The organism is Caballeronia sp. LZ032, from assembly GCF_031451315.1.
GTDB lineage: Bacteria > Pseudomonadota > Gammaproteobacteria > Burkholderiales > Burkholderiaceae > Caballeronia.
Genome location: NZ_JARUXP010000001.1, coordinates 138,322 through 163,522 on the forward strand (window position 1 = coordinate 138,322; position 25,201 = coordinate 163,522).

23 protein-coding genes are annotated in these 25,201 nt (G+C 65.5%); 12 read left to right on the forward strand and 11 right to left on the reverse strand.

Going from position 1 to position 25,201, the window contains the following annotated elements:
• The first annotated feature begins 5 nt into the window (after positions 1 to 5).
• The 10 genes from cheA (at position 6) to QCE69_RS00685 (ending at position 11,025) form a co-directional block, all read left to right on the forward strand.
• Positions 6 to 2,312 (forward strand): chemotaxis protein CheA, encoded by a 2,307-nt coding sequence (cheA, locus tag QCE69_RS00640; RefSeq protein ID WP_309928910.1) that lies wholly within the window; start codon positions 6 to 8, stop codon positions 2,310 to 2,312.
• A gap of 78 nt (positions 2,313 to 2,390) precedes the next feature.
• Entirely contained in the window at positions 2,391 to 2,873 is a 483-nt protein-coding gene (gene cheW, locus QCE69_RS00645; protein ID WP_404987344.1) for a chemotaxis protein CheW, read from the forward strand.
• Between the two features lie 29 nt (positions 2,874 to 2,902).
• Positions 2,903 to 4,774, forward strand: a complete 1,872-nt coding sequence (locus QCE69_RS00650; protein WP_309928913.1) for a methyl-accepting chemotaxis protein — start codon at positions 2,903 to 2,905, stop codon at positions 4,772 to 4,774.
• 201 nt (positions 4,775 to 4,975) lie between these two features.
• A complete protein-coding gene (locus QCE69_RS00655; RefSeq protein WP_309928916.1) occupies positions 4,976 to 5,902 on the forward strand; it encodes a CheR family methyltransferase in 927 nt (308 codons plus the stop codon).
• A complete protein-coding gene (gene cheD, locus QCE69_RS00660) occupies positions 5,899 to 6,651 on the forward strand; it encodes a chemoreceptor glutamine deamidase CheD (protein ID WP_309928919.1) in 753 nt (250 codons plus the stop codon). The genes QCE69_RS00655 and cheD overlap by 4 nt, the downstream gene beginning before the upstream one ends.
• Positions 6,648 to 7,769 carry a chemotaxis response regulator protein-glutamate methylesterase gene (locus tag QCE69_RS00665; RefSeq protein ID WP_309913319.1) on the forward strand — a complete coding sequence of 374 codons (1,122 nt, stop codon included), beginning with the start codon at positions 6,648 to 6,650 and terminating at the stop codon, positions 7,767 to 7,769. Before cheD ends, QCE69_RS00665 begins: the two co-directional genes overlap by 4 nt.
• Before the next feature lie 50 nt (positions 7,770 to 7,819).
• Positions 7,820 to 8,215 (forward strand): chemotaxis response regulator CheY, encoded by a 396-nt coding sequence (cheY, locus tag QCE69_RS00670; protein WP_309913322.1) that lies wholly within the window; start codon positions 7,820 to 7,822, stop codon positions 8,213 to 8,215.
• A 23-nt stretch (positions 8,216 to 8,238) separates the two neighbouring features.
• Positions 8,239 to 8,931, forward strand: coding sequence for a protein phosphatase CheZ (cheZ, locus tag QCE69_RS00675; RefSeq protein WP_309811318.1), 693 nt, complete (start codon positions 8,239 to 8,241; stop codon positions 8,929 to 8,931).
• A gap of 249 nt (positions 8,932 to 9,180) precedes the next feature.
• Complete coding sequence (locus tag QCE69_RS00680) at positions 9,181 to 9,702, forward strand: DUF2844 domain-containing protein (protein WP_309913325.1); 522 nt, start codon at positions 9,181 to 9,183, stop codon at positions 9,700 to 9,702.
• 18 nt (positions 9,703 to 9,720) lie between these two features.
• Complete coding sequence (locus QCE69_RS00685; RefSeq protein ID WP_309913328.1) at positions 9,721 to 11,025, forward strand: DUF3443 domain-containing protein; 1,305 nt, start codon at positions 9,721 to 9,723, stop codon at positions 11,023 to 11,025.
• 54 nt (positions 11,026 to 11,079) lie between these two features.
• Here QCE69_RS00685 and QCE69_RS00690 read toward each other — a convergent pair whose 3' ends face one another.
• The 4 genes from QCE69_RS00690 to argS form a co-directional block, all read right to left on the reverse strand.
• A complete protein-coding gene (locus tag QCE69_RS00690) occupies positions 11,080 to 11,865 on the reverse strand; it encodes an SDR family oxidoreductase (protein ID WP_309913331.1) in 786 nt (261 codons plus the stop codon).
• Between the two features lie 22 nt (positions 11,866 to 11,887).
• On the reverse strand, positions 11,888 to 12,535 hold the full coding sequence (locus QCE69_RS00695) for a thiol:disulfide interchange protein DsbA/DsbL (protein ID WP_309913334.1): 648 nt from the start codon (positions 12,533 to 12,535) through the stop codon (positions 11,888 to 11,890).
• A 178-nt stretch (positions 12,536 to 12,713) separates the two neighbouring features.
• The gene (locus QCE69_RS00700; RefSeq protein WP_309913336.1) at positions 12,714 to 13,475 is read right to left on the reverse strand and encodes an SPOR domain-containing protein; all 762 of its coding nucleotides are present in this window, start codon (positions 13,473 to 13,475) and stop codon (positions 12,714 to 12,716) included.
• Positions 13,476 to 13,616: 141 nt separating this feature from the next.
• Positions 13,617 to 15,401 carry an arginine--tRNA ligase gene (gene argS, locus QCE69_RS00705; protein WP_309928921.1) on the reverse strand — a complete coding sequence of 595 codons (1,785 nt, stop codon included), beginning with the start codon at positions 15,399 to 15,401 and terminating at the stop codon, positions 13,617 to 13,619.
• Between the two features lie 314 nt (positions 15,402 to 15,715).
• Between argS and QCE69_RS00710 the strand changes: the two genes are divergently transcribed.
• The gene (locus QCE69_RS00710) at positions 15,716 to 16,042 is read left to right on the forward strand and encodes a DUF1840 domain-containing protein (protein ID WP_309913342.1); all 327 of its coding nucleotides are present in this window, start codon (positions 15,716 to 15,718) and stop codon (positions 16,040 to 16,042) included.
• 138 nt (positions 16,043 to 16,180) lie between these two features.
• Here the strand turns inward: QCE69_RS00710 and QCE69_RS00715 are convergent, their stop codons facing one another.
• The 7 genes from QCE69_RS00715 to QCE69_RS00745 form a co-directional block, all read right to left on the reverse strand.
• A complete protein-coding gene (locus tag QCE69_RS00715; RefSeq protein WP_309913344.1) occupies positions 16,181 to 16,369 on the reverse strand; it encodes a hypothetical protein in 189 nt (62 codons plus the stop codon).
• 198 nt (positions 16,370 to 16,567) lie between these two features.
• The gene (metH, locus tag QCE69_RS00720) at positions 16,568 to 19,285 is read right to left on the reverse strand and encodes a methionine synthase (protein WP_309928924.1); all 2,718 of its coding nucleotides are present in this window, start codon (positions 19,283 to 19,285) and stop codon (positions 16,568 to 16,570) included.
• Between the two features lie 28 nt (positions 19,286 to 19,313).
• A complete protein-coding gene (locus QCE69_RS00725) occupies positions 19,314 to 20,372 on the reverse strand; it encodes a homocysteine S-methyltransferase family protein (RefSeq protein WP_309807036.1) in 1,059 nt (352 codons plus the stop codon).
• A 234-nt stretch (positions 20,373 to 20,606) separates the two neighbouring features.
• On the reverse strand, positions 20,607 to 20,864 hold the full coding sequence (locus QCE69_RS00730) for a DUF3567 domain-containing protein (RefSeq protein ID WP_309807037.1): 258 nt from the start codon (positions 20,862 to 20,864) through the stop codon (positions 20,607 to 20,609).
• Positions 20,865 to 20,997: 133 nt separating this feature from the next.
• On the reverse strand, positions 20,998 to 21,786 hold the full coding sequence (locus tag QCE69_RS00735) for an alpha/beta fold hydrolase (RefSeq protein WP_309928926.1): 789 nt from the start codon (positions 21,784 to 21,786) through the stop codon (positions 20,998 to 21,000).
• Positions 21,787 to 21,915: 129 nt separating this feature from the next.
• Positions 21,916 to 23,124 carry a DUF3108 domain-containing protein gene (locus tag QCE69_RS00740; RefSeq protein WP_309928928.1) on the reverse strand — a complete coding sequence of 403 codons (1,209 nt, stop codon included), beginning with the start codon at positions 23,122 to 23,124 and terminating at the stop codon, positions 21,916 to 21,918.
• 119 nt (positions 23,125 to 23,243) lie between these two features.
• On the reverse strand, positions 23,244 to 24,077 hold the full coding sequence (locus QCE69_RS00745) for an IclR family transcriptional regulator (RefSeq protein ID WP_309913357.1): 834 nt from the start codon (positions 24,075 to 24,077) through the stop codon (positions 23,244 to 23,246).
• Between the two features lie 89 nt (positions 24,078 to 24,166).
• Here QCE69_RS00745 and QCE69_RS00750 point away from each other — a divergent pair, with 89 nt between their 5' ends.
• A complete protein-coding gene (locus tag QCE69_RS00750; RefSeq protein ID WP_309807040.1) occupies positions 24,167 to 25,153 on the forward strand; it encodes a fumarylacetoacetate hydrolase family protein in 987 nt (328 codons plus the stop codon).
• Positions 25,154 to 25,201 lie beyond the last annotated feature (48 nt).

The following is a 25,201-nucleotide window of genomic DNA, read 5'->3' on the forward strand; positions in this document are numbered from 1 at the left end:
CAAGCATGACACTCGACATTACCCAGTTCTATCAGACGTTCTTCGACGAAGCCGATGAACTGCTCGCGCAGATGGAGCAACTGCTGCTCGTTCTCGACATCGCGAATCCGGATCCGGAAGACCTCGCGGCGATTTTCCGCGCGGCGCATTCCATCAAGGGCGGCGCGGCGACCTTCGGCTTCACCGCGCTCACCGAAACCACGCACATCCTCGAATCGCTGCTGGATCGCGCGCGCAACAACGAGCTCGTTCTGCGCCGCGACATGATCGACACCTTCCTGGCGACCAAGGACGTGCTCTCCGATCAGCTCGCGGCCTACCGCGCAAGCGAGGAGCCGGATGCCGCCGCGGCGTCGGCGATCTGCGCGAAGCTCGAGCGCCTGAAGAACGAGAGCGCGGAAACCAGCGTGGCGCCGGTAGCGGCCGTAGCGCCGGTCGCGGCGCACATCGAGCCGCCCGCGTTGCCGGGCGCCGAGCACAACGAGGCCGCAGCGCCGGCGTACGACGGGCCGAACGCACCGCCCGCGCACGTGCTGGCGCAGGCCATGGACATTCTCGAAGACGACGGCAACTGGGACGGCGCGTTCGAACTCGCCGACAGCAGCAACGGCGTCACACATGCAGGAACCGTCGCTGATGCGACGCCGGGACACACCGGCGCGCCGCGCGCGGAAGTTGGACCCCACCTGAAAATTACGCTACGGGGGGTGGGCGAGAAGGACCTGACGACTCTGATCGAGGAGTTGGGGAATCTGGGAAGCATCGTCGGGGAACAGAAGGCGGATGCCGAGTACGTCGTATGGCTCGACTCGGACGTTCCCGCCGACGATATCGTCGCCGTGTGCTGCTTCGTGATCGATGAAACGCAGATCACGATCGGCCGGGGCGACGGCGCGGCGCAAGCCATCGAGGCGCAGCCGGCAGCGGCCGCGCCGCACGCGGTGCAACCCACGCTACAGGAAGAGCAGAAGCAATCGCAGGCGGAACCGTCGCCTGCATCCGTGGCCGCTCACGAAGCAGTACCACAAGAAGCGGCAACGGCGGCGGGACAGCCCGCCGCCCAGCCGTCCAGGGCCGCAACGGGCGACGCCGAGAAAAAGGCGCGGCCGCAAGCCGCCGCATCGGCGGAAGGCAGCTCGATTCGCGTCGGCGTGGAAAAGGTCGATCAGCTCATCAACCTGGTGGGCGAACTCGTGATTACGCAGGCCATGCTCGCGGAAACCACCAGCACCTTCGATCCCGCCTTGCACGACCGTCTGTTCAACGGCATGGCGCAGCTCGAGCGCAACGCGCGCGACCTGCAAGAGGCCGTCATGTCCATCCGCATGATGCCGATGGATTACGTATTCAGCCGCTTCCCGCGCCTCGTGCGCGACATTGCCGGCAAGCTCGGCAAGGAAGTGGAACTCGTCACGTTCGGTCAGGCGACCGAACTCGACAAGAGCCTGATCGAACGCATCATCGATCCGCTCACGCACCTCGTGCGCAACTCGCTCGACCATGGCATCGAAACCATGGAAGCGCGCCGTGCGGCGGGCAAGTCCGCGACCGGCCAGCTCGTGCTGTCGGCGGCGCATCACGGCGGCAATATCGTGATCGAAGTGAGCGACGACGGCGCCGGCCTGCGCCGCGACAAGATTCTCGCGAAGGCGCAGAAGCAGGGCATGCAAGTGTCCGAATCGATGAGCGACGAAGAAGTCTGGCAACTCATCTTCATGCCGGGCTTCTCGACCGCCGAACAGGTGACGGACATCTCCGGCCGGGGCGTCGGCATGGATGTGGTCAAGCGCAACATCCAGTCGATGGGCGGTCACGTCGAGATCAGCTCGCGCCAGGGCGCGGGCACGACGACGAAGATCGTGCTGCCGCTCACGCTCGCGATCCTCGACGGCATGTCGGTCAAGGTGGGCAACGAGATCTTCATCCTGCCGCTCAACTTCGTGATGGAGTCGCTGCAGCCGGTGGCCGAGGACATCTACACGGTCGCCAACGGCGAACGCGTGGTGCGCGTGCGCGGCGAATACCTGCCGCTGGTCGCGCTGCACAGTGTGTTCGACGTCGAAGGCGCGCGCACCGAACCGACCCAGGGCATCGTCACCATCATGCAGACGGAAGGACGCCGCTTCGCGATGCTGATCGACGAACTCGTCGGCCAGCAGCAGGTGGTGGTCAAGAACCTCGAAACGAATTACCGCAAGGTGCACGGCATTTCCGCGGCGACCATCCTGGGCGACGGCAGCGTCGCGCTGATTGTCGACGTGGCCGCGCTCAATCGCGAGTCGCGCGTCCAGCACGGCGCGCACGCACATTAACACTACCCGACCAGACGAAAGACACAGGGAGCTCTCGTGGCAGACATTCAATCGATCAACGCAGCGCCGTCGAGCGCCATGCGCCGCGACGCGCAACAGGCCGAAGCCGCCGGACAGGAATTCCTCGTCTTCACGCTCGGCGCCGAGGAATACGGCATCGACATTCTCAAGGTGCAGGAGATCCGCGGCTACGACAACGTCACGCGCATCGCCAACGCGCCCGCCTTCATCAAGGGCGTGATCAACCTGCGCGGCATCATCGTGCCGATCGTCGACATGCGCATCAAGTTCAACCTCGGCCGGGTCGACTACGACAACCAGACCGTCGTGATCATCCTGAACGTCGCGCATCGCGTGGTGGGCATGGTGGTGGACGGCGTCTCCGACGTGCTCACGCTCACGGCAGAACAGGTGATGCCCGCGCCGGAATTCGGCGGCACGCTGGCCACCGAATACCTGACGGGCCTCGGCACCGTCGAGGGCCGCATGCTGATCCTGATGGACATCGAGAAGCTCATGACGAGCCGCGAGATGGAATTGATCGACGCCGTCGGCGCATGAAACGCACTTAGCCAAGCAGGAACGAAGCCATGCTGAAGAAGTTGTCGATCCGCACGACGCTCACGCTCGTCGGTCTCCTGTTCGCCGGCTGCGCGGCGGTGATCGGCGCGCTCGCGCTCACCGGTCTCAACGCTGCGAACTCCGCGCTCACGTCGCTCGCGCAGCAGGACATGACCGCGATGCGCGCGCTGTCCGAAACCTCGTCGTATCTGCTGCGCTCGCGCGTCACGCTCGACCGCGTGCGTTCGCTCGCTGAAGCGGGTAACGATGCGGAAGCGCAGAAGGCAATCGAACGCGGCCAGTATCTGCTCGGCAAAAGCAACGAGAACTGGAAGCTCTATCTCGACACGTCGAAGCCGACGCTGCCGAAGGACATTCTCGACGCGCTCGTCACGCAGCACGACGCGCTGCTCAAGACGGGCGTGGAGCCGGAGTTCGCCGCGATCCGCGCCAAGGACATGGCCGCGTATCACGCGATCGCCGACACGAAGATCAGCCCGATGTTCGTCGCCTTCGACCAGGCCGTGACGACTGCCGTCGCCGCGCAGCAGGATCATGCCGAAAGCGCGCGTGCGAGCACGGCGTCGCATGTCGCCGCGCTCAACGTGACGATCGGCGCGGTGCTTGCGCTGGCGGTGCTGATGCTGATCGGCACGCGCATGGCGCTGGCGAGCCTGATCGTCAAGCCGATCAACGAGGCGGTCGAGCATTTCGACCGCATCTCGAACGGCGACCTCACGCACACCGCGCACAGCGACCAGGGCAATGAGATCGGCCGCCTGTTCGCGGGCATCGAACGCATGCGCGGCAACCTGACCACGATGGTGGGCGCGGTGCATCGCGGTGCGGAATCGATCGATGTCGGCGCGCACGAAATCGCGAGCGGCAACACGGATCTTTCACAACGCACGGAAGAGCAGGCGGCATCGCTGCAGGAAACGGCGTCGAGCATGGAACAGCTCACCAGCACGGTGAAGCAGAACGCCGACAACGCACGCCAGGCGAGCCAGCTGGCGGTGAATGCATCGGATATCGCATCGCGCGGCGGCGAGGTGGTCGAGCAGGTCGTCGACACCATGCATGCGATCGCGTCGAGTTCGAGCAAGGTCGTCGACATCATCGGCGTGATCGAGGGCATCGCGTTCCAGACCAACATTCTTGCATTGAACGCGGCCGTGGAAGCGGCGCGCGCCGGCGAGGAAGGCCGCGGTTTCGCGGTGGTCGCGGGCGAAGTGCGTTCGCTCGCGCAGCGCAGCGCGGCGGCGGCCAAGGAGATCAAGGCGCTGATCGGCGACTCGTCGGCCAAGGTGGATAGCGGCACGGAACTCGTGGCGCGTGCCGGCGCCACGATGGGCGAGATCGTGCAGGCCGTGCGCCGCGTGACCGACATCATGGGCGAGATCAGCGCGGCGTCGGAGGAACAGTCCGACGGCATCGAGCAGGTCAACCGCGCCGTCACGCAGATGGACAGCGTGACTCAGCAGAACGCCGCGCTCGTCGAGCAGGCGGCGGCTGCTGCCGCGTCGCTCGAAGAGCAGACGCGTCAGTTGAAGGGCGTTGTCGCGCAATGGCGTGTCGAGGGCGCCGCGCCCGTGCGCGGCAGCGCCACGACGGCCGCCGCCCGGCTCACGCCGGCTGCGCGCATCGAGCCGACGCCGGCTCGGCCCGCTGTTGCAAAGACCGCGTTCAAGCCGTCGAAGCCGTCCCACTCCGCGAAAGTTGTGGCGGAGCCTAACGTCGTGACGGAAGCGGCCGTTATCAAGGAAGTTGCGAAGGTAGCTGCGAAGGAACCGGCGAAGAAAGTGGCCGCTCCCGCGCCGCGCAAAAGCGTACCGGCAGCAATGCCCGCGCCGCGCGTCAAGGCGGCGACCGCCGACGACGGCGACTGGGAAACCTTCTAAGCCTTCATCCAAGCCTTCATTCAATCAAGTGCGAAACGGAACGACCATGCAGGCAGCGCGCGACACCATCGACGAGCAGCGTTTCTTCGGAATGCCAGGACGTCGCGCGGGCGCAGGGTCTTCGCACGCCACGCGGTTTGCGAGCGCGACGGACACGCCACATCAGGCATCGGCAGCGATGCCGGGGAAGCACGAATCATCATGACGGCCACGCGCAACCCGCGCCTCGATTTGCCTGCCCCTGTGCGCGGCGAAGTCGAGCGCGATTTCGAATTCACGGCGGCGGACTTCGCCCGCATCCGCGAGCTGATTCACCGGCGCGCGGGCATCTCGCTCTCGGACCACAAGCGCGACATGGCCTACAGCCGTCTCGCGCGCCGTCTGCGGGCGTGCGGCATCGACACGTTCAAGCATTATCTCGACCGCCTCGAAACCCACGAGGACAACGCCGAGTGGGAAGCCTTCGTCAATGCGCTGACCACGAACCTCACCGCGTTCTTCCGCGAGTCGCATCACTTTCCGATCCTGTCCGAGTTCGTCAAGCGCCGGCCGCAGCCGTTCTCGGTGTGGTGCTCGGCGGCGTCCACCGGCGAGGAGCCGTATTCGATCGCGATGACGCTGGTCGAAGCGCTGGGCGAACACGCAGCGCGCCAATGCACGGTGTTCGCAAGCGACATCGACAGCCAGGTGCTGGCCAAGGCAGATGCGGGCGTGTATTCGCTGGACCAGGTCAAGGCAATGCCGGTCGAGCGCCTGAAGCGCTTCTTCCTGAAGGGCACGGGTTCGCATGGGGGCCTCGTGAAGGTGCGTCCCGAGCTGCGCGCGATGGTGAACTTCGGCCGCGTGAACCTGACCGATGCGCGCTACGATGTGAAAGGCCCGTTCGACGTCATCTTCTGCCGCAACGTGATGATCTACTTCGACAAGCCGACGCAAGGCCAGGTGCTGTCGCGCTTCGAGCCCTTGATGAAACCGGGTGCGCTGCTGTTTGCGGGGCATTCGGAGAACTTCACGTATGTGTCGCAGGCCTTCAGGCTGCGCGGCCAGACCGTGTACGAACTGGCGCGCGACGCCAAACCGGGCACGGCGTCGAAGAGCGCACGCGCGCTGGCGGGAGAGGCGGCATGAGCGGACTGCCGATCGCGTCGAATCTCTATTACGACAATCACTTCAAGAAGCCGGGCGTCAAGCTGCTGCCCAACGAGTTCTACATGACGAGCGAGGACATGGTCCTCGTCACCGTGCTCGGCTCGTGCGTGGCGGCGTGCATCAACGACCGCACGGCGGGCATCGGCGGCATGAATCATTTCATGCTGCCCGACGACGGTTCCGATGCATCGCATGCGTCTTCCGATTCGATGCGTTACGGCGCCTACGCGATGGAAGTGCTCATCAACGAACTCATCAAGCGGGGCGGGCGGCGCGAGCGTTTCGAGGCGAAGGTGTTCGGCGGCGGCGCGGTGCTCGCGGGCATGACCACGATCAACATTGGCGACCGCAACTCGGAGTTCGTGCGCCGCTACCTCGCGCTGGAAAAGATCCGCATCGTGGCGGAAGACCTGCAGGGCATGCATCCGCGCAAGGTCGCGTTCATGCCGCGTTCGGGTCAGGTCATGGTCAAGAAACTGAAGACGCAGCACGACCCCGTCGTGGTCGAGCGCGAGCAGGCGCTGGTGCAGCGCACGCCGGAAGAGCGCGCCGAACGGCTCGCCCGGGCGCGTGCCCGTGTCGAACTGTTCCAGTCGAATGCCGGCGCTGCCAAACCGCGCGTCGAACTCTTTACCACTTCGGCAAGCACGCTCGCGAAGCCGCGCGTGGAACTGTTCGGCAATGCGGCCCGCAGCCTGCGCGGCGCGAAAACGCCGGAGGAAGCATGAGCCTGAATCACGCGATCCCCGCAAAAACATCCGCTGCGCCGAAGATCAAGGTGCTGTGCGTCGATGACTCCGCGCTCGTGCGCAGCCTGATGACCGAGATCATCAATTCGCAACCCGACATGCAGGTGTGCGCAACCGCGCCGGACCCGCTCGTCGCGCGCGAACTCATCAAGCTGCATAACCCGGACGTGCTGACGCTCGACGTCGAAATGCCGCGCATGGACGGTCTCGATTTCCTCGAGAAGCTGATGCGCCTGCGGCCGATGCCGGTCGTGATGGTGTCGTCGCTGACGGAGCGCGGCAACGAGATCACGCTGCGCGCACTCGAACTCGGCGCGGTCGATTTCGTCACGAAGCCGAAGGTCGGCATTCGCGACGGCATGCTCGACTATGCCGAGAAACTCGCCGACAAGATCCGCGCCGCGTCGCGCGCACGCGTCAGGCAGCACGCGCATCCGGCGAGCGCGCCGGCGCAGGCGAGCCCGCACAAGCCGGCGCCGCATTTCAACAATCCGCTTGTCTCGACGGAAAAGCTCGTGATCGTCGGCGCCTCGACGGGCGGCACCGAGGCGATCCGCGAAGTGCTGACGCCGCTGCCGCCCGACGCGCCCGCGGTCATGATCGCGCAGCACATGCCGCCGGGTTTCACGAAGTCGTTCGCGCAGCGTCTGAACGGCCTGTGCCGCATCACCGTGAAGGAAGCGGAACACGGCGAGCGCGTGTTGCCGGGCCATGCGTACATCGCACCGGGTCATGCGCACCTCGTGCTTGCGCGCAGCGGCGCGAACTACGTCGCGCATCTCTCGGATGCGCCGCCGGTGAACCGGCACCGGCCATCGGTCGACGTGCTGTTCCATTCGGCGGCGCAGCACGCGGGCAAGAACGCGATCGGCGTGATCCTGACCGGCATGGGCCGCGACGGCGCCGCCGGTCTGCTCGAGATGCAGCAGGCGGGCGCGTACACGCTGGCACAGGACGAAGCGAGTTGCGTGGTGTTCGGCATGCCGCGCGAAGCAATTGCAATGGGTGGCGCGAGCGAAGTCGCGCCGCTGACGGAAATGAGCCGCCGCGTCATGGCGCGGCTCGCCTCGATGGGCGAACGCGTGCAGCGCGTCTGAGTTTTTTGGATTGAGCGGCGCAGCCGCATTGAGAACACACGGGAGTAATGATGGACAAGAACATGAAGATCCTCGTCGTCGACGATTTTCCGACGATGCGCCGTATCGTGCGTAACCTGCTCAAGGAGCTGGGTTACGGGAACGTCGATGAAGCCGAAGACGGCGCGGCCGGTCTTGCGCGTCTGCGCGGCGGCGGCTTCGACTTCGTGATCACCGACTGGAACATGCCGAACCTCGACGGCCTGGCGATGCTGCAGCAGATCCGCGCCGACGCGGCGCTCGCGCATCTGCCGGTGCTGATGGTCACCGCCGAGTCGAAGAAGGAGAACATCATCGCGGCGGCCCAGGCCGGCGCGAACGGTTATGTGGTGAAGCCCTTCACCGCCGCGACGCTCGACGAGAAGCTGACCAAGATTCTCGAGAAGATGGCTAAAGCGGGGAGCTGATCGTGAACGATCTGACCACTGAACTGGCCGCCGCGGTCGCCTCCGCGGCCGAAGCCGAGGGCGACGCGTCGAGCGACCGCATTCTCGCGCGCATCGGCCAGCTGACGCGCACACTGCGCGACTCGATGCGCGAGCTCGGTCTCGACAAGCAGGTCGAAGCCGCGGCGCAGGCCGTGCCCGACGCGCGCGACCGCCTCAAGTACGTCGCGACGATGACCGAACAGGCCGCCGAGCGCGCGCTCAACGCCATCGAGCTCGCCAAGCCGATGCAGGAAGCGATGCAGGGCGAAGCCCAGGCGCTCGACGCGCGCTGGGCTCGCTGGTACGAGGCGCCGCTCGCCCAGGCCGAAGCGGGCGCGCTGCTCGCGGAAACCCGCACGTTCCTGCAGAGCGTGCCGGAACGCACGCAGGCAACCAACGCGCAATTGCTGGAAATCATGCTCGCGCAGGATTTCCAGGATCTCACCGGTCAGGTGATCAAGAAGATCACGGACGTCGTGTATCTGATCGAGCAACAATTGCTGGGCGTGCTGCTCGAAAACATCGCGCCCGAGCGCCGCGAGCAGTTCGCGGCATCGGCGGCGGCATTGATGTCGTCGGCGAGCGGCAGTCCGGAAGGGCTCCTCAACGGGCCGCAGATCAACCCGGAAGGGCGCAGCGACGTCGTGCAGGATCAGTCGCAAGTGGACGATCTGCTGGCCAGCCTCGGCTTCTGACGGTCTTTTGCGGGGCATCGGTCCGACAGGCCCGGTCCTTGCGATAACGCGGAGCGCATGTCATTGCGCTCCGCGTTTTTTATTGTGCGCGTCCGCGAACGCTAGGCCTGTTCCTCCCGGCTGGCATACTGACGGTAGTCACGTCGCAAGTCTGGGCGTGAAAAAACAGTGGCGCATCAGTCACTCTATTGTCACAAGGCCAGTCGCTTCTGAGAGGGCGGCAGGCCGGAAAATCCGACAGGAGGCCCAGTGAAGGCATCGAAACAAACCCGTCATGGGCGTCTGACGAAGGTATTGGCTGGCGCGGTCGGCGCGCTGTGCGTATGGACAGCCGCACCCGCCTATGCCGTACTCGGCGGCGCGCCGATGCCCAAGCCGCAAGGCGCCACGTCTCCCACCGCGCAGGTGGTCGCGCGCGCGGCCACCGCGAGCGGCGCATCTTCGAGTTCATCAGCCGGTTACACCGTGCGGTCCACGTTGCTCCCGAGCGGCACCACGATCGACGAATATCTGACGGCGCAAGATGTGGTGTTCGGCATCGCCTGGAAAGGGCCGCGCATGCCCGACCTCGTCTCGCTGCTCGGCAGCTACTTTCCCCAGTACCAGCAAGGCCTGAAGGCACAACGGGCCGCGCGCGGCGGCCGGGGGCCGGTGAGCGTGCAAGGCAGCGGTCTGGTCGTGGAGTCCGGCGGTCACATGGGCGCCTTCCAGGGCCGTGCGTATCTGCCGCAATCCTTGCCCGCCGGCGTCAACGCCAGCGACATCCAGTAGACGACGGGAGATACCGGCATGCAGCGCACGACACTCGGCTTTCCCGCCCTCAACCTGCAACGCGCCGGCGGCTTCGTCCGCTGGATGAGCGCGTTGTTCCTTTCGATCATGCTGGCAGCCTGCGGCGGCGGCAGCGACAACAACTCCAGCTCGAACAACGGTGGCTCGTCCGGAGGCGGCGGATCGGGCGGCGGCAGCACCCCCACCAGCACGGCGACGGCCCAGCCCATCCAGCCCAACGGCACCAACGCCGTGCCGATCAACGTCAATTCGGGCGTGGCCGGCTTCGTCAACATTCCGAATGTCTCGGTCACCGTCTGCGCACCCGGCACCACGGTGTGCCAGACGATCAACAACATCCAGGTGGATACCGCATCGTATGGCTTGCGTCTGCTCGGCTCAGCCGCGCAGTCGGTCATCACGAGCCTGCCGGGCGTGGCCGCGGCGAATGGCGGCCAGCTCGCGGAATGCGCGGGCTTCGCGGACGGCTATACCTGGGGCACGGTCCGCACGGCCGACGTGAAGATCGGCTCCGAAGTGGCGTCGAACGTGCCGGTGCAGATCATCGGCGACCTCAGCGCATCGAGCGCGCCGACGGGCGACAACGGCTGCCCGTCCGGCAACGACGAGAACTCGACGGATCAGATCGGCGCGAACGGCATTCTCGGCGTCGGGCCGCAGGCGGCGGATTGCGGCAGCCTGTGCACGACGTCGGCGCTCAACCAGATGTACTACTCGTGCAGCAACGGCGCGAACTGCACGGGCACCACGGTGCCGGTGGCGCAGCAGGTCACCAATCCCGTCACCCGGTTCGCGGCCGACAACAACGGCGTGATCGTGCAGTTGCCGCCAGTGCCCGACGGCGGCGCAACCAGCGCGACCGGCGTGCTGATATTCGGCATAGGGACGCAAAGCAACAATGCGCTCACGGGCGTGACGAAGTACGGTACCGACCAGTACGGCAACCTGACCGGCATCTACAAGGGCAACACCCTCGCGACCTTCTTCGATTCCGGATCGAACGGCAACTTCTTCCCGGACACCTACACGTTGTGCTCGAATGACAACGCGTTCTACTGTCCGGGTTCGGAGCAATCGCTGTCGGCGAAGATCGCCGGCAGCGAAGGCAATGCCGCGATCGTGCCGTTCCAGCTCGTCAGCGCGCGCACGCTGACGGCGGATGGCTCGAAGTACGCGTTCGACAGCCTCGGCGGCCAATTGGGTCTGACCAACATGTTCGACTTCGGCCTGCCGTTCTTCTTCGGCCGCCACGTCTATGTGGGGTATGAGGTGTCGAACGGCGCGGCGTTCGTGGCGTTCTGATTGCCGGCGCGCGCTTGAAGCGAAACCGGCTGCGTGTGGGCGCAGCCGGTTTTTTTATGACTCGTGGATACGCGGCGTGCGCGGCTTGCGTGGCGCGCGTTCGAAGAGCCTGTCATAGAGCCAGCGCGGCAGCGCGTGCAGCAGCATGCCGGCAACGCGCATCTGCCACGGGAAGGTCGCATAACGCACGCCGCGCTCGATTGCCCGCGCAGCCTTCCCGGCGAAGCGCTCGGCATCCATGAGGAAGGGCATCGGATAGGGATTGTGCGCGGTCATTTCGGAGCGCACGTAGCCTGGCGCGATCGTCACGACGCTCACGCCGAGCGGGCGCATCTCCACGCGCAGCGACTCCAGATACTTCGCCGCCGCGGCCTTGGAGGCGCTGTACGCGCCCGAGCCCGGCAGTCCGCGCACGCCCGCGACGCTCGCAATGCCCACGAGCGTGCCGTGTCGCGCCGCCGTCATCGAGGCGATGAACGGCTCGAAGGTCGCGACCATGCCGTAATAGTTGACGTCCATCACGGCGCGGAAGGTGTCGAGATCGCCTTCGCCGGTCAGTACGCCGCGGCTCACGCCGGCATTGGCGATGACGACGTCCGCCGGGCCGTGCTCGTCGATGAAACGGCGTGCGGCATCGGCGAGCGCGGCGGCGTCGCGCACGTCGACGGGATACAGCGAGAGGGAGGCTTGCGGGAACCTGGCGGCGAACGCCGCGAGGGAGTCGGCGCGCCGGGCGACCAGACCGACCACGGCGCCGCGCCGCACGTAATGCTCGGCCAGCGCCTGGCCGATGCCGCTCGATGCGCCGGTGATGAAGACTTTCAGACGAACTGCATTCATACCGGCGTGCTTGACGAGGGAATCAGAGCTTCTTGTCGCGAACTTGCTGGACCAGGAAGTCCATCACCTGCGTCGTGCCTTGCAGGCTGTTGGTCATGGCCGGGCCGGTTTCATACTTGCCTTGCACGACGACCGTCGGCACGCCGTCGATCTTGTAGTCCTGCAACAGCTTGTTGTCGCGCTGGATGGCGCTCTGCGTCGAGAACGAGTTGTAGGCGTCCAGATACTTCTTCTTGTCGATGCCTTGCGTGGCGAGGAAGTCCGCCTGCGCCTGCGGCGTCAGCAGGTAGTTCTTCTTCACGTGGATCTCGTTGAACACGGCGGGCGTGACCTTCTCGGCGACGCCCAGTGCGTCCAGCGCGTGGTACATCTTCGAGTGCGGGATGAAGTCGTCGCGGAACGCCACCGGCACGCGCTTGAACACGACGTCCGGCCCTTGCTTCTTCTCCCATGCCTCGATATACGGCTCGAACTCGTTGCAGTGCGGGCAGCCGTACCAGAAGAACTCGATGACTTCCACCTTGCCGGCGGGTGCGCCGACCGGCTGGGCCGCCTGCAGCACGGAGTAGTCCTTGCCGGCGGTGGGGTCGGCCATGGCCGAACTCGCGACGCTCATCGAGGCGGCAGCAATGCCGAGGGACAGGGCGAACGCGCTAAACAGTTTTTTCATGATGGGAGAGTGAAAGCAAAAGAGTCGCGGAGGCTAAAAAAAAGAGGCCCTCAAGTGGGACACACGATGCTTAAGCCGTGCTTAAACCATGCTCGGGCGAAGTCCGGCGCCGCCGATCCTCGCGTTCGCCCACGCCATGGATGAACAACGGCGCGGGCGCCCGACCCCGATGCAATGCTTACTGCCGCGAGAAACGGATCACCGCAGTGTCGACGCCGGCATCGGACAGACGCTGGCGCGCCGTGTTCATGTCCTCGAACTTCGCGAACGGACCAATCCGCACGCGATAGTACGTCACACCGCCCGCATCGCGCTGCGTGACGCGCGATTCGAAACCCTGGAAGCCAAGACGCGCGCGCTGCTGTTCGGCGTCGGCCTGAGTCTTGTACGCGCCGACCTGCAGGAAGTAGCCGGTGTTCACGTCGCCCGGCGCGGGCGGCGTGGTCTTGGCGGTGGCCGGTGCGGAACCGCCCTTCGGCGGCGTGGCGGCGGCGTTGCTGGTGGCGTTCGGCGCGTTCTCAGGCTTCTTCGCGGCGGCCGAGCTCGCGGCCTTCGGGTTCGAATCGGTCGTGCCCGAGGGCGGCACTTCGACGATCTGCGGTTCGTCGAGCATGCCCGACGACTGCGTCTGATTGTTGGTCTGGCCTGGCGCGGTATTCGGCGGCGTGGGCTGCGCGGCTTGCGGCACCGGCTGGCCCGGCGTCTTGCCTTGCAGCGGACGGTTCGGGTCATACGGCTGCGCAGCGGCGGGCGCGGAGTTGGCGTCCGAGGCCGGCGGCGCGACCTTCGCGACGAACGGCGTGGGCGCGCGGGTGATGTACAGCGCGACGATGACAGCAATGGCCAGGCCGACGATCAGCCCCAGCACGATGCCGATGAAGGTTCCCCCGGTTTGCTTCGACTGCTTGGAATGACTGGTCGTGCGACGTGGTTTTGCCATCGTTTGGATCACCTGCGAGAAAGTCTTCTGGTTTGGCCGACGATTATAGCCGTGGCTTAATACCGATCCGCGCCAGCCTCCCGTCCGCGCGCGCCGAAAAGTCCGATTTCGCAGGGCGCGCGGTGCCGGGGGCGGCAGACATCACATCTTTTGGGGAGCGGAGACGCCGATCGTCGCGAGACCGTTCTCGAGCACCTGGCGGGTGGCGGCCAGCAGCGCGATGCGCGCGCTGCGTTCTTTCTCGTCGTCCACGAGCACGCGCTCCGCATTGTAGAACGAGTGAAATTCGCCGGCGAGATCGCGCAGATAGAAGGCCACCGCGTGCGGCGCGAGTTCGAGGGCCGCGTGCTGGAGCATGTCCGGGTACTCGGCGAGCTTGTTGAGCAGGGCCATGGCGCGGTCGCTCGACAGCGGCGAGAGATCGGCTTGCGCGGCTTGCGACAGGTCGCCGGCGTAGCGTTCCTTCCAGTCGTTGAGGATCGTGCAGATGCGCGCGTGCGCGTACTGCACGTAGTAGACCGGATTCTCGTCGTTCTGCTTGAGCGCGAGATCGATGTCGAAGACGAACTCGGTGTCTGCCTTGCGCGAGATCAGGAAGAAGCGCACGGCGTCGCGGCCGCGCCGGATCGTGGCTTCGTCGATCTGGTCCGGCGCGGTCTCGTGGCCCGGCGCGAGACCGCCGGACCATTCGATCAGGTCGCGCACCGTCACATAGCTGCCCGCGCGCTTGGAGATCTTCACTTCCTCGCCGTCGCGCATGACGGTCACCATCTTGTGCAGCACGTAGTCGGGATAGCCCTTCGGAATGCCGACGCCCAGTCCCTGCAGACCCGCGCGCACGCGCGCGATGGTGCCGTGATGGTCCGAGCCCTGCACGTTGATGACCTTCGTGAACCCGCGCTGCCACTTGGTCACGTGATAGGCGACGTCCGGCACGAAGTACGTATAGGTGCCGTCGGACTTCTTCATGACGCGGTCCTTGTCGTCGCCGTCGTCGGTGGTGCGCAGCCACAGCGCGCCGTCCTGCTCGTAGGTCTTGCCGGCGTCGATGAGCGCCGCGACCGTCTGCTCGACGCGCCCTTCCTTGTACAGCGACGACTCCAGATAGAACTGGTCGAACTTCACGCCGAACGCGGTCAGATCCATGTCCTGCTCGTGACGCAGATACGCGACCGCGAAGTGACGGATGGCTTCGAGGTCTTCGACGTCGCCCTTGCCCTTCACCGGATCGCCGTCCTTCGCCGCGACGGTTTCGCCCGCCAGATAGTCGCGCGCGATGTCGGCGATGTACTCGCCGTTGTAGGCTGCGTCTGGCCATTCCGCGTCGCCCGGCTTGAGGCCGCGCGCGCGCAGCTGCGTGGAGATGGCGAGATTGTTGATCTGCACGCCCGCGTCGTTGTAGTAGAACTCGCGGTGCACGTCGTAACCCTGCGTGCCGAGCAGGTTGGAGAGCGCGTCGCCGAGCGCCGCCTGACGGCCATGGCCGACGTGCAGCGGCCCGGTGGGATTCGCCGAAACGAACTCGATCAGCACGCGCCGGCCGGCGTCGCGGGTGGAGCGGCCATAGGCGGCGGCTTCATCCAGCACGGCCGGGATCACGGCTTGCTTCGCCGTCGCGGCAAGACGCAGATTGATGAAGCCGGGACCCGCGACTTCCGCGCTCTCGACCAGCCCTTGGGCCAGCTCGGCGCCGAGCAAGGCATCGACGATCTGCTGCGCAAGCTGGCGCGGATTGGCGCGCAACGGCTTGGCGAGCTGCATCGCGACGTTCGAGGCGACGTCGCCGTGCGCGGCGACCTTCGGCCGTTCGAGCACGATGGCCGGCGCGACGAAGGCCGCTTCGCTGGCGCCCTGGGTGGCTTGCGCGACCTGCTTGACCGCGTCGGTGAGGAGCGTTTCGAGAGTGTGTTTGTGTGCGGGCAGCATGCTGAAAGTGATCCAGTGGAGCGGGTCCGGAAGGGTGCGGCGTCGTGACAATGAACCGCGGGCGAACCGCGCGTTCGCGATCCGTGATGCGGGCGGCGCCGCTTGCCATGTTCATCGCTCAGCGCAACCTTCGGTCACGCGCGGAGCGGCAGTTGGCCCGGTTTTAACCCGATGAAGTGGGGATTTTAGCAGGTGCTAATATGTCGAATCAGGGTGTTGTCACGTTGTCAGGGAGACCGGCTCATCGGCGCGCTGCTTGCAAACCGCCTTCTTGCAAACCGCCTATAACCCAACATAAAGCAAAGGACCATGCCATGCTGATCACATTCAAATCACCCGCCGCACCGGACGTCATGATGCTGGAGAACCTGGCGGAATACCTGCTCGGCATCATCGGGAAACAGCTCACGGAGCGCGGCGTCATCACGCACGAGGACTTGCCCTCGGCCATCGAGAAGCTCGAAGCCGCCGTCAGCAGCGACAGGAAAGAACGCGCCGAGCACGACGGCCACTTTCATGAAGGCGAGGAAGGCCACGAGCCGCATGAAATTCCCATCGGACTGGCGCAACGTGCGTATCCGTTCCTCGACATGATGCGGCTCGCGCAGAAGGACGGCAAAGATATTCTCTGGGGCGTCTGAACGCGCTTATCAGCGTTTGACTCAGCGCTTGTTCATGCGCTGAAAGCGAAAAACCCGCATCGCGTGATGAACGATGCGGGTTTTTTTCCAACGGGTGCTTCTGCTGCGTCGAACGGTTATCGTCGCGTCGATGCCGGCTTACTGCGACTGCCCGTTGGTCGCCGACTTGGGCTTCCTCGGCTTCTTGGGCTTCTTCTTGTGCTCGGTCTGCGGCGGCGAATACGAAGATGCGGTCGTGCTGCTGGCAGGCTGCGCGAAGGCAACCGGACTCGACGCGAGAACGGCGGCTGCGATCGCTAGGGTGGCGGCGGACGTCAGCTTTTTCATGCGACTTTCTCCGAGACGAAGTATGCGTGTCCGTCGTCGTGACGGCGTATCGCAGCGACAGTCTACGGAAAGACAAAATTTCCCGCCGATAGCCTGCCGCTTTTTCGCGCCTTTTTCCCTTTATAACGCCGCGCGTATGGTTTTTCGCCACACGCTGCGTGCAAGTCCGACTGGTCAGCCGCGCGGCGGGACGCTAGTTCAGCGCTGCGGCGCGAGCGCCCGTTCGGCTTCGGTTAAAGGCATGTTCATGCGCTGCGCATAGCTCGCCAGTTGATCGTCGCCGATCTTGCCGACCGAAAAATACGTGCTGTCCGGATGCGCCAGATAGAACCCGGACACGCTGGCGGCAGGCGTCATCGCCAGCGATTCGGTCAGCTCCATGCCGATCTCGTCCGCCTGCAGCACGTCGAACATGGCGCGCTTGACGAGGTGATCCGGGCACGCCGGATAGCCCGGCGCCGGCCGGATGCCGACATACTTCTCGGCGATCAGCGCATCGTTGTCGAGCGCCTCGTTCTGCGCATAGCCCCACAGTTCACGCCGCACGCGCGCGTGCAGCGCTTCGGCGAAGGCTTCGGCGAAGCGGTCGGCGAGCGCCTTCAGCATGATCGCGCTGTAGTCGTCATGATCCGCCTCGAACTGTCGTTCCTTTTTGTCGACGCCCAGGCCCGCCGTCACCGCGAACAGGCCGATGTAGTCCTTCACGCCCGAATCCTTCGGCGCGATGAAGTCGGCAAGCGAGCGGTTCGGACGCATCACGCCGTCCACCACCGGACGCACGCTCTGCTGGCGCAGGTTGCGCCAGGTCATCGCCACTTGCGTGCGGGATTCGTCGGTGTAGATCTCGATGTCGTCGTCGTTCACCGTGTTCGCGGGCAGCAGCGAAATCACGCCGTTCGCCGTCAGCCAGCGGCCCTGGATGAGGCGCGAGAGCATCGACTTGCCGTCGGAGAACACGCGCCGCGCCGACTCGCCGACGATCTCGTCGTTCAGGATCGCCGGATACGGACCCGCGAGGTCCCAGGTCTGGAAGAACGGACCCCAGTCGATATAGTTCGCCAGCTCGGCCAGATCGTAGTTGCGGATCACGCGACGGCCGATGAAGCTCGGCTTCTTCGGCGTGTACGCGCTCCAGTCAATCTTCGTGCGGTTGGCGCGCGCTTCGTCGTAGGTGACCATCGGCTGCGCTTTCTTGTTCGCGTGCTGGGTGCGGATGCGGTCGTAGTCGCTCTTCAAATCGTCGAGATACTTCGCCGCGCCTTCGTCCGACAACAAGCTCGACGCCACCGACACCGAGCGCGACGCGTCCGGCACATACACCACCGGGCCTTCGTAATGCGGCGCGATCTTCACGGCGGTGTGCACGCGCGACGTCGTTGCGCCGCCGATCAGAAGCGGCGTCTGCTTGCCGCGGAAATAGTCGTCGCGCTGCATTTCGGCGGCGACATAGGCCATTTCCTCGAGACTCGGCGTGATCAGCCCCGACAACCCGATGATGTCCGCGCCTTCTTCCTTGGCCTTCTGCAGGATGGTCGCGCAGGGCACCATCACGCCCATGTTGACCACTTCGAAGTTGTTGCACTGGAGCACGACGGAAACGATGTTCTTGCCGATGTCGTGCACGTCGCCCTTCACGGTCGCGATGACGATCTTGCCCTTCGAGCGCACGTCGGCGCCGGCTTCGGCGAGCCGCTGCTTCTCTTCCTCGATGAACGGAATCAGATGCGCGACGGCCTGCTTCATCACGCGCGCCGACTTCACCACTTGCGGCAGGAACATCTTGCCCTGGCCGAACAGGTCGCCGACGATGTTCATGCCGTCCATCAGCGGCCCTTCGATCACGTTGATCGGGCGGCCGCCGGCGGCGTCGATCTTCTGCCGGACTTCTTCCGTATCCTCGACGATGAAATTCGTGATGCCGTGCACCAGCGCGTGCGACAACCGCGCCTCCACCCGCTGGTTGCGCCACTCGAGGTTCTCTTCCTTCTTCGCCGCGCCGGTCTTGAACTTGTCGGCGATTTCGAGCAGCCGGTCGGTGCCGTCTTCGCGGCGGTTCAGCACCACGTCTTCCACGCGGTCGCGCAGTTCGGCGTCGAGATCGGCATACACGCCCAGCTGGCCCGCGTTGACGATGCCCATGTCCATGCCCGCCTGGATGGCGTGATACAGGAACACCGTGTGGATCGCCTCGCGCACCGGATCGTTGCCGCGGAACGAGAACGACACGTTCGACACCCCGCCGCTCACCTTCGCATACGGCAGGTTCTGCTTGATCCAGCGCGTCGCGTTGATGAAATCGACCGCGTAGTTGTTGTGCTCCTCGATGCCGGTCGCGATGGCGAAGATGTTCGGATCGAAGATGATGTCTTCCGGCTCGAAGCCCGCTTCGTTCACCAGGATGTCGTACGAGCGCTTGCAGATCTCGGTCTTGCGCTGGAAGGTGTCGGCCTGGCCGTGCTCGTCGAAGGCCATCACGACCGACGCCGCGCCGTAGCGGCGGATCAGCTTCGCGTGATGCAGAAACTGCTCCTTGCCTTCCTTGAGCGAGATGGAATTGACGATGGCCTTGCCCTGCACGCACTTGAGGCCCGCCTCGATCACCTCCCACTTCGACGAGTCGATCATGATCGGCACGCGCGCGATGTCGGGCTCCGACGCGATCAGATTCAGGAAGCGCACCATGGCGGCTTTCGAATCGAGCATCGCCTCGTCCATGTTGATGTCGATGACCTGCGCGCCGTTTTCCACCTGCTGGCGCGCGACGGCCAGCGCCTCGTCGAACTGGCCGTTCAGGATCATGCGCGCGAACGCCTTCGAGCCGGTCACGTTGGTGCGCTCGCCGACGTTGATGAAGAGCGAACCCTCGTTGACGTTGAACGGCTCGAGGCCGGAAAGACGCATCGTGTGATCGGTCATGGTGTGCGGGGTCGTATGAGTTTCGGTGTCAGGCTGCGTCGCGATACTGCGACGGAAACGCGCGCGGCTTCACGTCGGCGAGCGCCTTCGCGATCTCGGCGATGTGTTCCGGCGTCGTGCCGCAACAGCCGCCCGCGAGGTTCACGAGGCCGGCGGAAGCGAACTCCTTCAGCAGGCCCGAGGTCACGTCCGGCGTTTCATCGAAGCCGGTGTCGCTCATCGGATTCGGCAGGCCGGCGTTCGGATAGCAGGACACATAGGTATCGCACAGCTTCGAGAGCTCGGCGATATACGGCCGCATCAACGCCGCGCCGAGCGCGCAGTTCAGGCCGAAGGTCAGCGGCTTCGCATGACGCAGCGAATTCCAGAAGGCCTCGACCGTCTGGCCGGACAGGATGCGGCCCGAGGCGTCGGTGACGGTGCCCGAGATCATGATGGGCAGCAGCTCGCCGGTGTCATCGAACAGCTGGTCCAGCGCGAACAGCGCGGCCTTGGCGTTCAGCGTGTCGAAGATGGTTTCGACCAGGAACAGGTCGCAGCCCGCGTCGAGCAGCGCCTTGGCCTGTTCGTAGTACGCGTCGCGCAGTTCGTCGAAGGTGACGTTGCGGGCGCCGGGATCGTTCACGTCCGGCGAGATGCTTGCGGTCTTGGGCGTCGGTCCGATCGCGCCCGCGACGAAGCGCGGCTTGTCCGGCGTCGAGTAACGGTTGCAGGCTTCGCGCGCAAGCTTCGCCGATTCGACGTTCATCTCGGCGGCGAGCTTTTCCATGCCGTAGTCGGCCTGCGCGACGCTCGTCGCACCGAAGGTGTTCGTCTCGATGATGTCCGCGCCCGCCGCCAGATACTGCTCGTGAATCTCGCGGATCACCTGCGGCTGCGTGAGCGACAGCAACTCGTTGTTGCCCTTGATGTCGCGGTCGTAGTCCTTGAAGCGCTCGCCGCGATAGGCGGCTTCGTCGAGCTTGTAGCGCTGGATCATCGTGCCCATCGCGCCGTCCAGGATCAGGATGCGCTTCTGCAGCAGTTCGGGCAGCACTGCGCCGCGCGTGTAGGCGCGCGCGGTGGTTGGAATGGCGTTCTGGGTCATGACGGACGAGGCCTGCACCAATGGGGAGAGCCTGACATTGTAGCGGCAGCGCGGGGCGGCCGCCCCGGCGCGCCGCGCGCCTGGCGGGGCAGGCCGGGGCATTGTCGGCAAAAAAAGAACCCCGCCGGTTGCGTGTTGCGGGCGGGGTCTTCGGGGAGGCAAGTGTCACCGGAGCCGCATGACCGTGCGGCGGCGGGCGCGGCCGGCGCGATGCCGGCACGCGCGAACGGCGCATCAGTGAAGCACGACGGGCTGGTTCATCAACATGTCGAACTGGCCAAGGAATTCGTCCACGTCCTCGAGCGACGGTTCTTCTTCGATCAGCTTCTGCACGGTCTCGCGAAACTTGGCGGCGAGCGCGCCGTCGATGAAGATCTCGCGCTGCGTGTTCTTGTCGACGATCTCGTAACCGCCGGCGCGCATCGCGAGGTGGTTGTCCTGCGGCGGAAACTCGACGACGCAATAGTTGGGGCTGTTGTAGATCATTTGCATGGCGACACTCCTTATTCCTTGATTGCTCCTGCAGCCTGAACCTTAAGTGGAGCGAGAGAGTGGGAATTCAAGGGGTGGCCCCGATGTGATGCCGTGGTATCGAGGCGTTCTTTTGCAGCAGCTACGGTAAGAATCACGCGGAATCGCGTAGGAAATTTCCTAGAAGCGCGCTGAAACGTTGCGATTCCTCGACTGGCGTGAGGTGCGCGGCGTCGAGTGTTTCGAATTGCGCGTCCGGGATCGTGTCCGCGATCACTCTGGAAGCAGCAGGTGTCGTGCCAACATCGCCTGAACCCGCGATAACCAGTGTTCGTTTCGCTACGGATAATAATCCCTCGCGGGCGTCGAAACCGCTGACCGCCTCGGCGGCCCGTGCGAAACCCTCGGCTGGCGTACGCGCAATGGTTTCCGCGATCGGCTCGACGACTTCAGGATGGGCTTTCCGAAACCCGGGCGTGAGCCAGCGCTCGAGCGTCGCTTCCACGATACTCGCGGTGCCGTTTTCGCGCACGGACGCTGCCCGTTGCGCGAAGACGGGGCGGGCGTCGTCGGGAATGAAGGCGGGGGCGCCGGCCACGGTCAGCGTGGCGACCTTGTCCGGGTGACGGATGGCCAGCTTCTGCGCCACCATTCCGCCGATCGACAGCCCCACTACATGCGCCGACGGCGCGCCGAGCCGGTCGAGCAGCTCGGCCAGGTCGTCGGCGAGATCGTCGATGGTGAAGCTGTCGGGCGATGCCGTGGTTTCGCCGTGGCCGCGCAGGTCATAGCGCAGCACGGTGAAATCGTTGCGGAAATATCCGGCCATCTGATCCCAGACGGACAGATCGCCCGCCAGTTGATGAATGAAGACGATCCATGGGCCGCCTCCTTCGTTGTCGAGAACATAGCGGGTGTCGATGCGATTGATGGTCAACTGCATATCGGCTCCGTCAAGACTGCGGTTTGCGATGTTGTCGAAAGACTGCGCTTTGCTGCGTTCGATGCCTGCGCGCGGAGTGTCGATGTCACGGCGTGTTACGGCCCCCGAACCGCGAACGTTACGTCGGCGTTACGGCTTGGCCGCATCCCGGGCGTCCGGCGCGGATTCCTCTGACGCATCCGGCGTGCCCGCACCGCTGCCTTGATCCGCGGCGGCGGGCGCCGCGAGCTTGCCGGCCCATAGCAGTTCCAGCTGCATGCCGTTCGGCTCGGTTTGCAGAATCCGCACGGGCAGCCAGCCAATCGACGGCGCGAGCCAGATGTCGAGCTTGCGGCGGTCGCCTTCCTTGCGCGGCAGGCGGGTGAAATGGCGGGCGTTGGTGAAACCGCCGCGGGTCTGCACGGTTTCGTCACCGACGGTTTCGATGGACCAGATCTCGCTGCTGTCGTTGTCCGCGACGCTGAATTGCCGGGTCACGCCCGGCTTGTACCGGTCCGGCGCGCCGCGCACGAGGCTCGACAACTGCATGACGACGCTGAAACGGTCCTGCGCGCCGTCGGCGAGCGGCTGCGCTTGCGGCGTTTTGGTGTAGACGATCTGCTTCGTTTCGCGATTGAAAATGGCGACGTCGGCGGCGCGGCGGCCGCGCTGCTCGGAGTACTGCTCCGGCGCGATGCCGAAGCCATCGATATGGCCTTTGCTCGAATACACATAAGGACCGACGAAAGGCAGCGGAATCGAGACGACCATCTCGTAATGCGGACCGTCGTGAGTCCAGTGGATCGTGCCGGTCTGATTCATCATGCCGTTCACAAGCGTGTCATAGCGCAGCTCGCCGCTGGGCGGAACGTTGAACGTGTCGCCCGAGGCGGGGGCCTGCGCGGCTTGTGCTGACTGCGAGGCCGATGCCGGCGCGGGCGCCGCCGGTTGCGCGGGACCCGACGCGGCGGCCGGCGCCGAGGCCGCCACGCCCGATGCAGCGGCGGGCGCATCGGGTTGCGGTGTCGCCGCGCTCAGGATCGGTGCGGCAGGTGGCGCGGCGGGCGCGGGCTTCGGCGCGGGGGCGACGGGCTTCGGAACGGGTGCGGGCTTGGGCGCAGGCGCCGGCGCAACCGGTTTCGGCGTGAGCAATTCGATCTGCACCGGCGGCGTCTCCGGCGGCGGATTCTCGGGCTGCCGGTTCCGCTCGAACCATCGCACCGCGCTCCAGTGCAATCCCGCGACGATCAGCACGGCCAGCGCCCAGCGTCCCCAGCGGCGCGGCGCGGCGGACTGCGGGGCGGCATCGGACGGCTCGCCGGCGTTCGGGCGAGGGCGGCGGAACGGAAAGAATGGCATCGGGCGAAGGGTAAGGCGCGCGTATGACAGTCAACGCACAGTCAACGCAACAAGAAACGCGAAAGGACTACGACACGCGCGACGGAACCGATGTTCCTGCGCCCGTGCCGTAAGCGCACTCAGCGTTCGCCTTCCTTGTACCCCAGTTCGTACGACAGACTGCGGGCGCAGTCGCGCAGCGCGGTATCGATTTCACCGCCCCAGTGCGTGTCGAAAGCGCCTTCGTGCCCCAGCGCGATGAGGCCCAGCGCGAGTTCGCCGGTGGCGTCGAACACCGGCGTGCAGAACGCGTGGATGGTCGGCAGCAGCATGCCTTCGACGCGCGCCGCGCCGTGCTCACGCACCTGGGCCAGCAGCGGCTCGACATCGGCGAGGCGCTGCTTCGTGGCGGCGAGTTCACGCTCGAGCATCGGCTGCGTCTTGCTGCGCGGCAGGTACGCGGCGAACAGCAGGCCGGTGGCGGACGACAGCAGCGGCATCACGTCGCCAAGCTTGAGCGACGCTTTCGCCGGATGGCTCGATTCCATCCAGTGCACGACCGTCGGCCCCTGATTGCCCCACACCGCGATGCCGACCGTCTGATCCAGCCGGTCGCGCAGTTCCGCGAGCGCGATCCGCGCGAGCCGCACGCCGTCCACGCGCGCGAGCCGCGCCAGACCCATTTGCAGCGCGAAGCCGCCAAGTTCGTAGCGCCCCGACACCGGATCCTGCGACGCCACGCCCAGCCGCACGAAACTCACGAGATAGCGATGCGCCTTCGCCGGACTCATGCCGGCGCGCTGCGCGAGATCGCGCAGCATCATCGCGCGGGGTTCGTTGGTGAGCACGTCGAGCAGACGGAAGCCCACCTCGATCGACTGAATGCCGGAGCGCGTCTTCTCTTCGGCGGTGTCGGGATCGCTGACGTCGAGCGTGTCGTCGTCGTCGGGCGCGGCGGAGCGGGTCGATGGCATGAATAACAAACGCAGGGAGAGCGCGGCGTTGGGGATTCACCATCGTAAAATACATTTCCCCCAACGTCATCCACGTCACTTCCCGCTCTATGAAACTCGCCACGCTGAAGGACGGCACGCGCGACGGCCAGCTCGTCGTCGTTTCGCGCGATCTGCGCACGGCGGCCATCGCCGACGGAATCGTCTCCACGCTGCAGCGCGCGCTCGACGACTGGACTTTCTACGCGCCGCAACTGCTCGACCTGTACGAGGCGCTGAACCTCGGCCGTGCGCGCAACACTTTCCCGTTCGATCCCAAAGCCTGCATGGCGCCGCTGCCGCGCGCGTTCCAGTGGGCCGACGGCTCGTCGTACGTGAATCACGTCGAACTCGTGCGCCGTGCGCGCAACGCCGAAATGCCGCCCGAGTTCTGGACCGATCCGCTGATGTACCAGGGCGGCAGCGACGACTTCATCGGCCCGGCGGACGACATCGTCTGCGCGACGGAATCGTATGGCATCGACTTCGAGGCCGAAGTCGCCGTGATCACGTCGGACGTCCACATGGCCGCGATGCCCGACGAAGCCCTGAAGAGCGTTCGTCTGCTGATGCTGGTGAACGACGTGTCGCTGCGCAATCTGATTCCCGCCGAACTGGCGAAGGGCTTCGGCTTTTTCCAGAGCAAGCCCGCGACCGCGTTCTCGCCGGTGGCCGTGACGCCCGACGAACTCGGCGATGCCTGGCGCGAGGGCCGCGTGCACCGGCCGATGACCGTGCACTGGAACGGCAAGAAAGTCGGCCATCCGGATTGCGGCACGGACATGGTGTTCCACTTCGGCCAGCTGATCTCGCACGCCGCGAAGACGCGCAATCTGCGCGCGGGCGCGATCGTCGGCTCCGGCACGATCTCCAACAAGGACGCGACGCGCGGCTACTGCTGCATCGCCGAGAAGCGATGCCTGGAGACCATCGAGCACGGCGCGCCGCAGACGGACTTCATGAAGTTCGGCGACAGCGTGAAGATCGAGATGTTCGACGCCGACGGCAAGTCGATCTTCGGCGCCATCGATCAGGCGGTGGTGCAGCCGGAACACTGAAGCGCCGCGCGCCGCAACGGGTTTCGCCCGATGCGGTGCGCGCGAGCC